The organism is Xanthomonas sp. WHRI 7065 (assembly GCF_040203115.2).
Classification (GTDB): domain Bacteria; phylum Pseudomonadota; class Gammaproteobacteria; order Xanthomonadales; family Xanthomonadaceae; genus Xanthomonas; species Xanthomonas arboricola.
Window position 1 is genome coordinate 3103196 of sequence record NZ_CP168194.1, and the last position, 14061, is coordinate 3117256.

Below are 14061 nucleotides of genomic sequence, written 5' to 3' on the forward strand. Positions count from 1 at the left end.
ATTAGCTAAAACGCGTCGACGGGGTCTGGGGCGGACCGGGGCGCCGTTGCGAATCCCCAATCCCGAATCCCCAATCCCCGCCGTCAGGCGAACTGCCTGAGAAAACGTACGTCGTTTTCGAAGAATGCGCGCAGGTCGTTGACGCCGTAGCGCAGCATCGCAAAGCGCTCCACGCCCAGGCCGAACGCGAAGCCGGTGTAGCGCTCCGGGTCGATGCCGACGCTGCGCAGCACGTTGGGGTGCACCATGCCGCAGCCGAGCACTTCCAGCCAGCGCGTGCTGCCGTCCGGCTGCTGCCAGGCGATGTCCACTTCCGCGCCCGGTTCCACGAACGGGAAATAGCTGGGGCGGAAGCGCATCTCGAAATCGCGCTCGAAGAACGCCCGTACGAACTCGGACAAGGTGCCCTTGAGATCGGCGAAGTTGGAGTGCTCGTCGACCAGCAGGCCTTCGACCTGATGGAACATCGGCGAATGGGTCTGGTCCGAATCGGAGCGGTACACCTTGCCGGCCGCGATCATGCGCAGCGGCGGTTTGTGCGCATCCATGTAGCGCACCTGCACGCCGGAGGTGTGGGTGCGCAACAGGCGGCCATCGCCGAAATAGAACGTGTCGTGCATCGCGCGCGCCGGATGGTGCGGCGGAAAGTTCAGGGCTTCGAAGTTGTGCCAGTCGTCCTCGATCTCCGGACCATCGGACAACTCATAGCCCAGGCGCGCAAAGATCTCGACGATGCGCTCGAGCGTGCGCGTGACCGGGTGCAATCCACCGCGTTCGCTGCGACGGCCCGGCAAGGTGACATCGATCCGCTCCCCGGCCAGCCGTGCGTCCAGCGCGGCGTTTTCCAGCGTGTGCTTGCGCTCGGACAACGCCGCGGTCAGCGCATCGCGCGACAGGTTGATCGCTTCGCCAGCGGCCTTTCGCTGATCGGCCGGCAGCGTGCCGAGCTGCTTGAGCTGGGCGGTGATGCTGCCGCTCTTGCCCAGCAATGCGACGCGCAAGGCTTCCAGTTGGTCCGGCGTCTGCGCGGCGGCGACATCGGCCAGCGCACGCTCGGTCAGGGATTGAATCTCACTCATTGCACTCGCGCCTCAACTGCGTCAACCGAACGGTGTTTCCGGATGCACCGGAACGCATTGCCACTCAAATCTGGTCTAGCCCGGCATCCAGTCAGCAATGCCGGCCATCTAAAAACGCAAAAGGGGAAGGACTCGCGCCCTTCCCCCTGCATATCTGCTTGCCCTCGCCGGAAGCCCGTACACGAATGTGCAAGCTCCCTCGAGAAACTACCCCTCCAAAAGTCCGCACGTGGATGCGCAAACTCTTGCGAAGGGACCTGCATTTACGCCGCCAGCGCGCCCTTGGCCTTCTCAGCCAGCGCGGCAAAGCCGGCGGCATCGTGCACGGCGATATCGGCCAGCACCTTACGGTCCAGGGTGATACCCGCCTTCAGCAGACCGTTCATGAAACGGCTGTAGCTCAGGCCATTGATGCGGGCAGCCGCATTGATGCGGGTGATCCACAACGAACGGAAGACGCGCTTCTTCTGCTTGCGGCCGATGTAGGCGTACTGCTGCGCCTTGATGACCGCCTGCTTGGCGACGCGGAAAACCTTGCGACGGGCATTGTAGTAGCCCTTCGCCAGGGTCAGAATTTTCTTGTGGCGGCGGCGCGCCTGCACACCACGCTTTACTCGTGCCATGGTTCAGTCCTCAGAGATAGGGAAGCATACGATCGAGACGGCCTGCATCCTCGGCGCGGACGTGGTTCGTCTGCCGCAGGTTGCGCTTCCGCTTGGTCGCTTTCTTCGTGAGGATATGGCTACGGTTTGCGTGGCCGCACTTGTACTTGCCGGAGGCGGTCTTGCGGAAACGCTTGGCCGCCGCCCGGTTGGTCTTGATCTTGGGCATTGCAATGTCCTTGATGGTGTTTTGTCACTGACCCGGGCGGCAGTCTTGCGACCACGCTTTCCATCCATGCCCTTGCCTGCTTGTAAGTCCTTGATCGAACACGATCCGGACAGGTCCTGTACCGCTTGCGCGGCGCCCCGGCAAAACCGGGCCGCGCAGTATGCCCGTTACCGGGAATTCTTGCAAATGAATGCTGTCGCCGGCCGGACGGACCCCGGCGGGGCCCGTCTCAGCGCGGGATCAGATCTTCTTCTTCGGCGCGATCATCATGACCATCTGGCGCCCTTCCAGGCGCGGGCGCGACTCGATGACGATGTCTTCGCCCAAGTCGGCCTCGATCCGGGACGCCATTTCGCGCCCCAGCTCCTGGTGGCTCATTTCACGGCCACGGAAGCGGATGTTGACCTTGACCTTGTCGCCCTCTTCCAGGAAGCGGCGCATGTTGCGCAGCTTGATCTGGTAGTCGCCCTCGTCGGTGACCGGACGGAACTTGAGTTCCTTGATCTCGACCTGCTTGGTCTTCTTCTTGGCCTCGTTGGCCTTTTTCTGCTGCTCGAACTTGAACTTGCCGAAATCCATGATCTTGCAGACCGGCGGATCGGCCTGCGGCTGGATTTCGACCAGATCCAGGCCTTCTTCCTCGGCCTTGGCGAGCGCTTCGTCGCGCGACAACACGCCGACCATCTCACCGTCACTGCCGATCACGCGGACGCGCGGCACACGGATTTCTTGGTTCTTGCGGTTCTGTTTGTTGTCAGGGGTACTGATATTGCAATCTCCCAGGGGAATCGAACCGGCGCATCCGGATCATCCAGACCGGCCGGGGTTGGCTCACGCTGCCTGCTCTGCCTGCAGACGTTCGATGAAGGCCGAGACCGTCATGGTCCCGAGGTCCTCTCCCGAACGTGTCCGCACGGCGACGGCGCCGTTTTCCTTCTCGCGGTCACCGACGACGAGGAGATAAGGCACGCGTTGCAGCGTATGCTCGCGAATCTTATATCCGATCTTCTCGTTACGCAAATCGGCGTTCACACGGAAGCCTTGATTTGCAAGGGTTTTCCGAACCGAGTCGACGTAGTCTGCCTGGGCATCGGTGATATTTGCGACAACGACCTGGACCGGGGCGAGCCAAGCGGGGAAGGCGCCGGCGTGGTGTTCGATCAAAATGCCGATGAAACGCTCCATCGAGCCGACGATCGCCCGGTGCAGCATGACCGGATGCTTCTTCTGGCTGTGCTCGTCCACGTACTCGGCGCCGAGGCGGCCCGGCATCATGAAATCGACCTGCATGGTGCCCAGCTGCCAGGTGCGGCCGATCGCGTCCTTGAGGTGGTACTCGATCTTGGGGCCGTAAAAGGCGCCCTCGCCCGGCAGCTCCTGCCACTCCACCCCACACACGCCCAGCGCGCTGCGCAGCGCGGCTTCGGCCTTGTCCCAGGTGACGTCGTCGCCCAGGCGCTTTTCCGGACGCAGCGCGATCTTGATCTCGATGTCGTCGAAGCCGAACGCGGTGTAGACCGCCAGTGCCTGCTGATGGAAGGCGGTGACTTCGGCTTCGATCTGCGATTCCAGGCAGAACACGTGGCCGTCGTCCTGGGTGAAGCCGCGCACGCGCAGGATGCCGTGCAGCGCGCCCGAGGGCTCGTTGCGGTGGCAGGCGCCGAACTCGCCGTAGCGGATCGGCAGGTCGCGGTAGCTGTGCAGGCCCTGATTGAACACCTGCACGTGGCCCGGGCAGTTCATCGGCTTGACCGCATAGGTGCGCTTCTCCGACTCGGTGAAGAACATCGCGTCCTGGTAGTTGTCCCAGTGGCCGGATTTCTGCCACAGCGACACGTCCAGGATCTGCGGGCAGCGCACTTCGCCGTAGCCGCTGTCGCGATAGACCTTGCGCATGTACTGCTCGACCACCTGCCACAGCGACCAGCCCTTGGGATGCCAAAACACCAGGCCGGGCGCCTCTTCCTGCAGATGGAACAGGTCCTGCTGCTTGCCGATACGGCGATGGTCGCGCTTGTCGGCTTCTTCCATGCGCAGGATGTAGGCGTCCAGCTGCTTCTTGTCGGCCCAGGCGGTGCCGTAGATGCGCTGCAGCTGCTCGTTCTTGGCGTCGCCGCGCCAGTAGGCGCCGGAAATACGGGTCAGTTTGAAGGCCTTGAGGAAGCGCGTGTTGGGCACGTGCGGGCCGCGGCACATGTCCACGTATTCCTGGTGGTAGTACAGGCCCATCGCGGTGATGTCGTCAGACATGTCCTCGATCAGGCGCAGCTTGTACTCCTCGCCGCGCTGGGCGAACACCTCGATCACCTCGGCGCGCGGGGTGACCTTCTTGATCACGTCGTAGTCCTGCGCGATCAATTCCTGCATGCGCTGCTCGATCGCGGCCATGTCGTCCGGCGTGAACGGGCGTTCGCTGTAGATGTCGTAGTAGAAGCCTTCGGCGATGACCGGGCCGATCACCATCTTGACCTCCGGGTAAAGCTGCTTGACCGCATGCCCGACCAGATGCGCACAGGAGTGGCGGATGATCTCCACGCCTTCGGCGTCCTTGGCGGTGATGATGCGCAGGCTGGCATGGTGGTCGATGACGTCGCTGGCATCGACCAGCTGGCCGTCGACCTGGCCGGCGATGGTGGCCTTGGCCAGGCCGGCGCCGATCGACTGGGCGACCTGCATCACCGAGACGGGGGATTCGAATTCGCGGCGGCTGCCGTCGGGGAGCGTGATGTTGATCATGGGCAAGAATGAGGTCTGTGCTGGCTGCAGCGCGGCGGCTGCAAGGGAGATCTGCCCGTTGCGGGACAGGCTCGGATAAGGGTATGGCGAGAGGTGGGGCAGAACGAACGCCGTGCGGGCGCCCTGCGGACTGGCGCGGCCGGAATCAGCGGTGGGCGGTGGTAGTGCTCATGTCGCACGCTGGGCCGGCGCGGGGCGCGGGCCACCTTCTCGCAAGGGGTCTTGGAAGCGAATGGTAAACCAATCAGCCCGGTGTTGCGCATGCCGGCACGGGGCCGGCGGGCGCGTGGCATGATGCCGGCCACCTGTGCTGCCAGTGCCGACCATGACCATCAAGGGTAAAGCCACCTCGCTGGATATCGCCTACCTGGCCGGCGTGTCGCAGCCGACCGTGTCGCGCGCACTGCGCGGCAGCCCGATGGTCAACGAGGAAACCCGCAAGCGCATCCTGCGCATCGCCAAGGAATTGAACTACAAGGTCGACAAGAACGCCTCGTCGCTGCGGCTGCGCAATGCCGGCACGCTGGCCCTGCTGTTCTTCGAAGACCCCACCGCCGACGATTCGCTGATCAACCCGTTCTTCCATTCGATGCTGGGCTCGATCACCCGCGCCTGCGCGCTGCAGGGTTACGACCTGCTGGTGTCGTTCCAGCAGCTGTCCAAGGACTGGCAGGCCGATTACGAAGACAGCAACAAGGCCGACGGCATCATCCTGCTCGGCTACGGCGATTATCAGCAGTCGCGCCAGCGGCTGCAGTTGCTGGTCGAACAAGGTACCCACTTCGTGCGCTGGGGCGCGGCGCTGCCGGGGCAGCCGGGCATTTCGATCGGCAGCGACAATTACCAGGGCGGGCTGGATATCACCGAGCATCTGCTGGCGCAGGGCTGTCGCCGCATCGCCTTTCTCGGCCACGCATCCAACCACTATCCCGAGTTCGAAGAGCGCTACCGCGGCTACGTGGCTGCGCTGAAACAGCAGGGTTTGGTGGCCGATCGCGCGCTGCAGTTCGACGCGATCACCACCGAGTCGTCCGGCCATGCCGCGTGCCTGGCGCTGCTCGACAGCGGCAAGGCATTCGATGCGGTGTGTGCGGCCAGCGACCTGATTGCGATCGGCGCCATGCGCGCCTTGCGCGAGCGCGGCCTGCGGGTGCCGCAGGATGTGGCGGTGAGCGGCTTCGACGATATCGCATTGGCGGCGTCGGTGGCGCCGGCGCTGTCGACGGTGCAGCAGGACACCAAGCAGGCCGGCACGCTCCTGGTGGAAAGCCTGGTGGCGCTGATCCGCGGCGAAGCGGCGCAGAGCCGCACGATTCCGGTGAGGCTGGCGCTACGTGATTCCTCGCGCAGCAGTGGGCTGCAGCCACCGCTGGGCTGGAGACCGTCCGGCGCGGAGACCGGCGAGGCGGTGCTTGGCCGGGCCGCTGATGGGGCTGTCAGGCGTTGAGTTGGGAATCGGGAATCGGGAATCGGGAATCGGGAATCGTTGGAGCATGCGCGACAGGCTGCGAATCGGCTGCGGCCATTGATGCCTCGTAGGAGCGCACCCGGGCGCGACGGGGCGTTCCCGGTAATGCCCGTCGCGCCCGGGTGCGCTCCTACTTGTTGCGGGCGTCGCGCGCGGCTTGCTCGGCCATCTGCGCGTCGAGCTGCCTGCGCAAGGCCGGGTCGGTGATCGGCGCGTCCGACAGCAGCACCCGCACCCCATGCGCGGGCACCGGCGCCAGCAGCCGACGCTGCACCGGCACCCGCTCGCCACTCATCGCGTCGCGCCAGGTGCCGGGCTGCAGAAAACGCGTCACCTCGATGTTCGCCGCCGCATCGCCCTTGTTGAGCAGCACCAACGCCGTCTGGCTGGTGCCCGCATGCTGATAGACCCGCAAAAACGCCGCGTGATCCCCGCGTAGCAGCACATCCACCTGCACGCCGCGCTGCAATGCCGGGGTATCGCGACGCAGCCGCGCGATCTGCTGCAATGGGCCGAAGATCGGGCTGTGCGGTGCAGCGCGGATGCGCTCGGCACCGAAGTAATTGCGGTTGCCTGCATGTTCGGCACGCCCGCGCATGAAGCCGGTCTCCGAGCCGTAATAGATCACCGGGATGCCGCGCGCGGTAAACAGCCAGTTGTGCGCGTCGATGAAGCCGGTGTCGCTGGCATCCAGGCGCGCCATGTCGTGGTTATCGTAGAAGCTCATCAGCTCGTACGGGTTGGCATACGGCCCCTGACGTAGAAACAGCGGCGCGGCAAGCTTCTCGAACCCGGCCTGCTCATGCCCGAAGACAGCGGACAGCTGCTGCTTCAACGGGAAATCCAGCACGCTGACGCCGGCATTGCGCGCCCAGGTATGCCCGGCAATCTTGTTGGCGTCGTAATCGAAGGCTTCGCCGAACATGAAGAACCCCGGACGTTTTTCGCGGATGCGCGCAACGAAGGCATGCCAGAAGCGGTCGGGCATCCAGCCGATGGTGTCGATACGGAATGCGTCGGCGCCCTGCTCCATCCACTGCAGATACGCGCCGGCCAGATAATCGAGCACTGCAGGATTGTTTTCGTTGAGATCGGACAGCTCGGCCAGGCCGCCGCCGGTGTTGTAGAACGCGTGCAGCGGAATGCGCTGCGGATCCAGCTGCGCCGGTGGCAGATTCTGGTGATCGGCGACCAGGCGGCCATCGGCGTCGTACAGCTTGCCGAAGCCCGGCTGCGCCACCGGCATGCTATAGGCCGGCGAGCCGTGATTGCCCACGATATCCAGCACCACCTTCAAGCGGTTGGCATGCATGGCGCGGGTGAAGCCGGCAAAGTCCAGGCCCGGGCTGGGCAGATGCTCGTCGAGCTTGTAGAAGTTCACGCCCCAGTAGCCGTGATAGCCGGTCTTGCCGTGGTCGCTGAGCGTGCTGCCGCAGCTGATCGGCTTGCCGCCGGTGAAGGCCTCATCCGGATTGTCGACGATCGGCGTGATCCATACCGCGCCAAAGCCCATGTCGCGGATGTAGTCGGCATGTTCGACGATGCCCTTGAAGTCGCCCCCCAGGTAACCGATGTTGTCGCCGACTCCATCTGCGCAAGGCGTCGGCACATCGAACGTGCGATGCGCACCGCCCTGGTCGCGCTGGTCGTTGCCGGGGTCGCCATTGACGAAACGGTCGGTCACCACGAAATACACCGCGTCGGCAGCGAACGGCTCCAGCGTGCCGTAGTAATGGCCGGGTGCAGCCGCCGCGCTCGCCGCTCCTGCAGATACGATCAATCCAGCCATCATCACCTGCCGCATCACTGCCCTCCCGAGGCCATTGGAACCCGCACCACGCACACACCGGCAATGAGCAAACTGGCGCCACCGATGGCCAGCGCATGGATCGGCTGACCGCCCAGCCAGACGCGCAGCACGAAGCCCAGGGCGCTGGCCGCGACCAGCTGCGGAATCACGATGAAAAAATTGAAGATGCCCATGTACACGCCCATCTTGGCGGCGGGCACGCTGTCGGATAGCAAGGCATAGGGCAGCGACAGGATCGAGGCCCAGGCAAAGCCGACACCCAGCATCGACAGCAGCAGCCACTGCGGGTCGCGGATCACCAGCATCGACAACAGCCCGGCCGCACCCAGCCACAGGTTGCACAGATGACTCCAACGCAGGCCGATCGCACGCACCAGCAATGGAATGACCAATGCCGCCAACGCCGCAAACCCGTTGTAGGCGCCGAACAACACGCCCACCCAGTTCGCGCCTTCGTTGTAGGCTGCCGATGCGGTGTCCTTGGCACCGAAGTGCACCTGGGTAACCGCCGCGGTGGTGTAGATCCACATCGCAAACAGCGCGAACCAGGAGAAGAACTGCACCCAGGCCAGGCGTCGCATCGTCAGCGGCGTGCTGCGCACGTCCTGCACGATCGCCACCAGCATGCCGGTCGATGGCAGCACGCGCGCCAACGCAAGCAGCGCACCGTAGGCGATGCATAAGCCGGCCAGCACGTAGAGCATGCGGTCGCCGTGCTGCCAGGCGATCGCAGCGGCGAGCAGCACACCGATGCCGCACCAGAGCACGCTCGCACGCTGCGGTGGCAAGGTGCCGGCGACCGCTGCAGCCGCTACAGGCGGATGCGCATCGTCGAAACTGGCCAGCTGCTGCGGGCTGTATTCGCGCGTGCGCAGCACCGTCCAGCTGATCGACAGGAACAGCACCGCGGCACCGAGGTAGAAGGCATAGCGCACGCTGTCAGGCAACTGTCCTGGCGGCGCGGTATTGGCCACACCCCAATGCGTGAGCAACCACGGCAGGAAACTCGCCACAATCGCGCCGACCCCGATGAAGAAGCTCTGCATCGCATAGCCGGTGGGCCGCTGCGCCGGTGGCAGTTGATCGCCGACCAGGGCGCGGAATGGCTCCATCGAGATGTTGATCGATGCATCCAGCACCCACAACGTGCCTGCGGCAATCCACAGCATCGGCGCGTTGGGCATCACCAGCAAGGCCAGTGTGGTGAACACCGCGCCGACCATGAAATACGGGCGCCGGCGCCCCCATGGCGTCCAGGTGCGGTCGGACAGGTAGCCGATGATGGGCTGCACGATCAGACCGGTGAGCGGTGCGGCAATCCACAGACCGGGCACATCGTCGACCTGCGCCCCCAGGGTCTGGAAGATGCGGCTGGCGTTGGCGTTCTGCAACGCGAAGCCGAACTGGATACCGAGAAAGCCGAAACACATGTTCCAGATCTGCCAGAAACTCAGGCGTGGCTTGGCGGTCATTGCGCAGCCTCCGTGCTCGCTGCGGGGCCGACCAGCAGCGCGCTCACCTGCGCGGTGTTGACCACGCCATCGCGACCGCCGCGGCCGCCGTTGTACTGCGCAAAATGCGCGAGCGCGCTCATGTTGAAGCCGTTTTCCAGCCGGAACCTGCACTGCTGCCCGGCCACCGCAGTGAAGCTGACCTGCGTGGACAGCTGCTCGCCCACGCTATGCGGCATCACCACGACCTGCGACTGCGTGGCCTGCCCCGGGCATTCCAGCAGCAGCCGCTTGACCGCCGCAGTGACGCCGGTATTGATCGGCCCGTTGGGATTGCGATAACGCAGCGATACGCGGTGCTGGCCCGCGCGCGTGGCAGTCCAAACCCAGGCCTCGCTACCCGGCACTTCCTGCAACGGGCCGAGCGTCAACGCGGGGCTGTGCAGCGACTCCAGGCCATCGGCGCGACGGGTCAGGCTGAGCACGTGCAGCAGGCCGTCCTCGCGCAGGTCCCAGTGCTGCGTGGCGTCCAACGCATGCCCATCCATGTACAGCGTCGCCCCAGCCGGAATCACGATGCGATAGCCGTCGCCCTGCCGTTGCGCGACGGGGGCCTCCGGCGTGCTCGGTGAGAACACCTGGCCTGGCTGCGGCGGGGCGGTGGTATCGGCCTTACGGCCGATCAGATGCACCAACGTGGTCTGGCCTTGTTGCTCGACCTTCCCCGCCACCAGCAACTCACCTCCACTCGCCGTCGGCCGCTGCAGCACATAGCGTCGGCCGTCCTGTTCAAGCACGATCTGCTGGCGATCGCCAAACAACAACGGCACCAACGTACGCGGCAGTTTCGGCGTCACACTGCCATCGGCGCCAATGCCGAACACGCCTTCCAGCACCGCGGAGAGATAGCCGGCAACCGACCACAACTGGCGCGGCGAATTCACCACCGGGCCACTGCGGGGCCCCTCCTCCACATGCACCGCCAGGCTCTGCATCTCGTAGTTTTCCATGTTGGAGCCAGCCAGCGCGCTGCCGCGCATCAACGCCTGCAGCTCCAGCGCAATGCGCGGCGCGTCGTCCAGCTGGCGTGCGGCGCGTAGCGCGTACGCACTGACGAAGGGCCAGACGGCGCGATTGTGATAGATCGGCTGTTCGGCGTCCTGCGGCCACACCACCGGGCTGCCGCCGGCAACCAGCGGATACCCGCGCAGCGCGGCACGCGCACGGTCCTTCGGAAACACCTCGGCCAGCACGCCAAGCGACACGCCGAGCAGATCGACCTTGGCATAGCGCACCGGATGCGCCGCATTGCCCAGATAGCTCACATACTGATTGCTTGGCGCATCCCAGAAGCGCGTGGCGATGGCCTGACGCAGCGCATCGGCCCACTGGGCGTACCTGGACGCACGCGCATCGCCATGCTGGCGCGCCAGCTGCTCGGCCAGGCGCAGGGCCTGGTAGTGCAACACGTTGGTAGACAGGGCGAAGGACTCGGCAATGAAGCGCACATCCTGGCGCGTCCACTCTGGGTAGGTCTGCTCGCGCCAATCCAGAAACGAGGTTTCGCCGCGGTAGAGGCCGATCTGCGCATCGAAGACCGCGTCACGATCCTGCGCGAGGGTGGCCTGCAACGCCTCCCACACTTCTTCAGCGAACGCCTTGTCATCCAGCAGGCCGCGCGCGGCAAGAAACCACACCACGCGGTCGCTGCTGATCGGCCAGCTGCCACCGGAGCCGGTGTCCTGCGCGACGAACACCCCCGCCGTCTGCCCGTCGCGCGCCGCCGACAGCTTGAAGCGCAGCGCATTGCGCGTGCGCTCAGGCTCCAGCCGCGTCAACGCCAGATCGGCGGCGAAGCTGACATCGCGCGTCCACACGTAAGGCCAGCGCTCACCGGTTTCGAAACACGCGCACGGCACCGGCTTGCCGTCGTTGAAGGCCGGATCGCGGATCGCCTCGACACGGTCGTCGGCCATTTCCTGCTGCGCCATGGCGAACAGGGCGTCGAACAACGGACTGGCGGTGTGGGTGCGCATCGGCTGCGGCCCGATGCGGCGCTCGCCCTGCGGCCAGCGCAACACAAAACCGCCGTCTTCTAGCGCCTGCGCTTGCGCACGGCGGCCCTGGAATTCCAGCTCATCGGCCACCACCGGCGAGCTTGCCGCAACGCCGAGCGTTGCAGCCATGCAGATCATCTTCAGCATCGAAGCGGCCAGACGGCTTGCACCGTCGGCCTCCCTCCCTCGTTGCACGCGTTGTAGTGCGCGGCACTGGCGTGCCACGGGCGCGGACCCTCCCAGGTGCCGTGACGCCATGGTAGACGCGCGCTCCGCGGTTCCGCATCAATGCATACGTATTCATGGCAATGGCCGCAGTGCAGCATGGCCCATCCACGCCACAGCGCTGCATAGTCGCCGCTGACGCAACGGCCGCCTTGGGAGGGGATATGCCGCTGGTTTCACATCGCGTGCGTTCGAGATCGCGCGCCGCATGCAGTGCGCGACTGCTTGTCCTGTTGCTTGGCAGTCTTGCGGGCATCGCGCAGGCCGAGCACATCGCCATCAGTGCCGATTCGCCCGGCAACATCTTGCAGGTCACACTGGAAGTGGACGGCGGCACGCCCTACTACCGCGTGCAACGCCTGGGCCAGCCGGTGCTGGAACGCTCGCGCCTGGGTTTCCAGTTGCGCGACGGCCGGCTGGACCGCGGCCTGGTCGTCCTCTCGCAAGCACGCCAAGCCCATGACGATACCTGGGAACAACCCTGGGGCGAGACGCGCCTGGTGCGCAACCACTACAACGAACTAAGCGTCAGCCTGGGCGAACGCAGCGGCGCGCAACGCCGCTTCGATGTGATCTTGCGCGTGTACGACGATGGCATCGGCCTGCGCTATCACTTCCCTGAGCAAGCGGGATTGCGCGAAGCCATCATCGACGAGGAAGTCACCGAATTCGCCATCGCGCAACCGTCAGAGGCATGGTGGATTCCGGCAGGCGAGCCGATCCACTACGAATACCTGTATCAGCGCACGCCGTTGAACCAGCTCGCGCTGGCACATACGCCGCTCACCTTGCGCACCGACAGCGGGCTGCATGTCGCGCTGCATGAGGCGGCGCTGGTCGACTACGCCGGCATGTGGCTGCGCCGTACCGAAGGCCAGCGCCTGCGCGCGCAGCTGTCGCCCGCCGCCGAGGGCTGGAAGGTGCGGCGCAAGCTGCCATTCGATACGCCGTGGCGCACGCTGCAGATCGCCGACCAGGCCACCGGGCTGGTGGAATCCAACCTGGTCCTCAACCTCAACGCGCCCAACGCCTTGGGCGATGTGAGCTGGGTCAAGCCGTCCAAATACGTCGGGGTGTGGTGGTCCATGCATCTCAACCAGCAAACCTGGTCGACCGGGCCGACACACGGCGCCACCACTGCCAACACCAAGCGCCTTATCGATTTTGCCGCGGCACACGGCTTTCGTGGCGTGCTGGTGGAAGGCTGGAATCCTGGCTGGGACGGCGAATGGTTCGGCAACGGCGGCAGTTTCGATTTCACCCGGCCGACACCGGATTTCGATTTGCCCGCGCTGAGCAAATACGCCGCCGGCAAGGGCGTGCATCTGATCGGCCATCATGAAACGGGGTGCGCAGTGGATCATTACGAAGACCAGATCGCCGAGGCGATGGACCTGTACGCCCGGTTCGGCGTGGACTCGGTCAAGACCGGCTATGTCTGCGACGACGGCCAGGTGGAACGTCGTAACCCGGCAGGCGGCACACCGCTGCGCGAATGGCACGACGGCCAATGGATGGCACGCCATCATCTGCGCGTGGTGCAGGAAGCTGCCGCGCGCCACCTGGCGGTCAATGCGCACGAACCGATCAAGGACACTGGCCTGCGCCGCACCTATCCCAACTGGATCTCGCGCGAAGGCGCGCGCGGCATGGAATACAACGCCTGGGGCCAGCCACCGAATCCGCCCGAGCACGAGGTCAACCTGGTGTTCACCCGCCTGCTCGCCGGGCCGATGGATTACACGCCCGGCATCGTCAGCCTGAAAGGCCGCAACGGCCAGGCGATTCCCAGCACGCTTGCGCGCCAGCTGGCGCTGTACGTGACGCTTTACAGCCCGATCCAGATGGCCGCCGATCTGCCCGAGCATTATCTGCACCACCGCGACGCCTTCCGCTTCATCGAAGACGTGGCGGTAGATTGGGATCAGACCCGTGCCTTGAATGGCGAAGTCGGCGACTACGTCACCATCGCGCGCAAAGACCGGCATAGCCGCGACTGGTTCCTGGGCAGCATCACCGACGAGCATGGCCGGCTGCTGCAGGTGCCGCTGGGATTCCTTGAGCCCGGCGTGCGCTACACCGCGCAGATCTATCGCGACGGCGACGGTGCGGACTATGTCAGCAACCCGTTCGCCTTTGTCAGCGAACAACGCCAGGTCAGCAGCGCCGACACGCTGGAACTGCGTCTTGCGCCAGGTGGTGGGCAGGCGATTCGCTTCGTGCCGATGGATGGCAGGCGCTGACCTGGTCACAACGGGCTGAAGAGATCTTCAACGCGATCGAGTGCATCGTGCAGCGGCACGGCAGCCGCTGCGTGATGCGGTGCTGCCGTCTCACTACAAGCCAGATGGCTTAGCGCGCCGCAGCAAAGCCGGCGTGGAATCGATTCCAGCGCCATCAGCCG

The 14061-nt window shown here is 65.1% G+C and carries 10 protein-coding genes; 2 read left to right on the forward strand and 8 right to left on the reverse strand.

Annotation, left to right across the window (positions count from 1 at the left end):
• Positions 1-83 precede the first annotated feature (83 nt).
• The 5 genes from pheS to thrS form a co-directional block, all read right to left on the reverse strand.
• Complete coding sequence (gene pheS, locus ABQY64_RS12990; protein ID WP_016903312.1) at positions 84-1079, reverse strand: phenylalanine--tRNA ligase subunit alpha; 996 nt, start codon at positions 1077-1079, stop codon at positions 84-86.
• Between the two features lie 263 nt (positions 1080-1342).
• A complete protein-coding gene (gene rplT, locus ABQY64_RS12995) occupies positions 1343-1702 on the reverse strand; it encodes a 50S ribosomal protein L20 (protein WP_016903313.1) in 360 nt (119 codons plus the stop codon).
• A 10-nt stretch (positions 1703-1712) separates the two neighbouring features.
• Positions 1713-1910: a 50S ribosomal protein L35 gene (gene rpmI / locus ABQY64_RS13000; RefSeq protein WP_002811096.1), complete on the reverse strand. Its 198-nt coding sequence runs from the start codon at positions 1908-1910 to the stop codon at positions 1713-1715.
• A gap of 240 nt (positions 1911-2150) precedes the next feature.
• Positions 2151-2693, reverse strand: a complete 543-nt coding sequence (gene infC / locus ABQY64_RS13005) for a translation initiation factor IF-3 (protein ID WP_080639730.1) — start codon at positions 2691-2693, stop codon at positions 2151-2153.
• Between the two features lie 48 nt (positions 2694-2741).
• Complete coding sequence (gene thrS, locus ABQY64_RS13010) at positions 2742-4646, reverse strand: threonine--tRNA ligase (RefSeq protein ID WP_349779264.1); 1905 nt, start codon at positions 4644-4646, stop codon at positions 2742-2744.
• A gap of 325 nt (positions 4647-4971) precedes the next feature.
• On the opposite strand from thrS, the gene ABQY64_RS13015 reads away from it, so the two are divergent.
• A complete protein-coding gene (locus tag ABQY64_RS13015; protein WP_161961054.1) occupies positions 4972-6093 on the forward strand; it encodes a LacI family DNA-binding transcriptional regulator in 1122 nt (373 codons plus the stop codon).
• A 151-nt stretch (positions 6094-6244) separates the two neighbouring features.
• Here the strand turns inward: ABQY64_RS13015 and ABQY64_RS13020 are convergent, their stop codons facing one another.
• Genes ABQY64_RS13020 through ABQY64_RS13030 form a run of 3 tightly spaced genes read right to left on the reverse strand, consistent with a single transcriptional unit; the run spans position 6245 to position 11579 of the window.
• Positions 6245-7906 carry an alpha-amylase family glycosyl hydrolase gene (locus ABQY64_RS13020; protein WP_374151366.1) on the reverse strand — a complete coding sequence of 554 codons (1662 nt, stop codon included), beginning with the start codon at positions 7904-7906 and terminating at the stop codon, positions 6245-6247.
• Between the two features lie 11 nt (positions 7907-7917).
• The gene (locus tag ABQY64_RS13025) at positions 7918-9396 is read right to left on the reverse strand and encodes an MFS transporter (protein ID WP_349780123.1); all 1479 of its coding nucleotides are present in this window, start codon (positions 9394-9396) and stop codon (positions 7918-7920) included.
• Complete coding sequence (locus ABQY64_RS13030; RefSeq protein ID WP_349780122.1) at positions 9393-11579, reverse strand: Six-hairpin glycosidase-like protein; 2187 nt, start codon at positions 11577-11579, stop codon at positions 9393-9395. Before ABQY64_RS13030 ends, ABQY64_RS13025 begins: the two co-directional genes overlap by 4 nt.
• Positions 11580-11821: 242 nt before the next feature.
• Here ABQY64_RS13030 and ABQY64_RS13035 point away from each other — a divergent pair, with 242 nt between their 5' ends.
• A complete protein-coding gene (locus ABQY64_RS13035; RefSeq protein ID WP_349780121.1) occupies positions 11822-13900 on the forward strand; it encodes a glycoside hydrolase family 97 protein in 2079 nt (692 codons plus the stop codon).
• The last annotated feature ends 161 nt before the right edge of the window (positions 13901-14061 follow it).

Bases quoted from the DNA above. Each gene is read 5' to 3' on its own strand.
- ABQY64_RS13030 (WP_349780122.1), bottom strand. From the start codon at position 11,579: ATGCTGAAGATGATCTGCATGGCTGCAACGCTCGGCGTTGCGGCAAGC.
- rplT (WP_016903313.1), bottom strand. From the start codon at position 1,702: ATGGCACGAGTAAAGCGTGGTGTGCAGGCGCGCCGCCGCCACAAGAAA.
- rpmI (WP_002811096.1), bottom strand. From the start codon at position 1,910: ATGCCCAAGATCAAGACCAACCGGGCGGCGGCCAAGCGTTTCCGCAAG.
- ABQY64_RS13020 (WP_374151366.1), bottom strand. From the start codon at position 7,906: ATGATGGCTGGATTGATCGTATCTGCAGGAGCGGCGAGCGCGGCGGCT.
- ABQY64_RS13025 (WP_349780123.1), bottom strand. From the start codon at position 9,396: ATGACCGCCAAGCCACGCCTGAGTTTCTGGCAGATCTGGAACATGTGT.
- ABQY64_RS13035 (WP_349780121.1), top strand. From the start codon at position 11,822: ATGCCGCTGGTTTCACATCGCGTGCGTTCGAGATCGCGCGCCGCATGC.
- pheS (WP_016903312.1), bottom strand. From the start codon at position 1,079: ATGAGTGAGATTCAATCCCTGACCGAGCGTGCGCTGGCCGATGTCGCC.
- ABQY64_RS13015 (WP_161961054.1), top strand. From the start codon at position 4,972: ATGACCATCAAGGGTAAAGCCACCTCGCTGGATATCGCCTACCTGGCC.
- thrS (WP_349779264.1), bottom strand. From the start codon at position 4,646: ATGATCAACATCACGCTCCCCGACGGCAGCCGCCGCGAATTCGAATCC.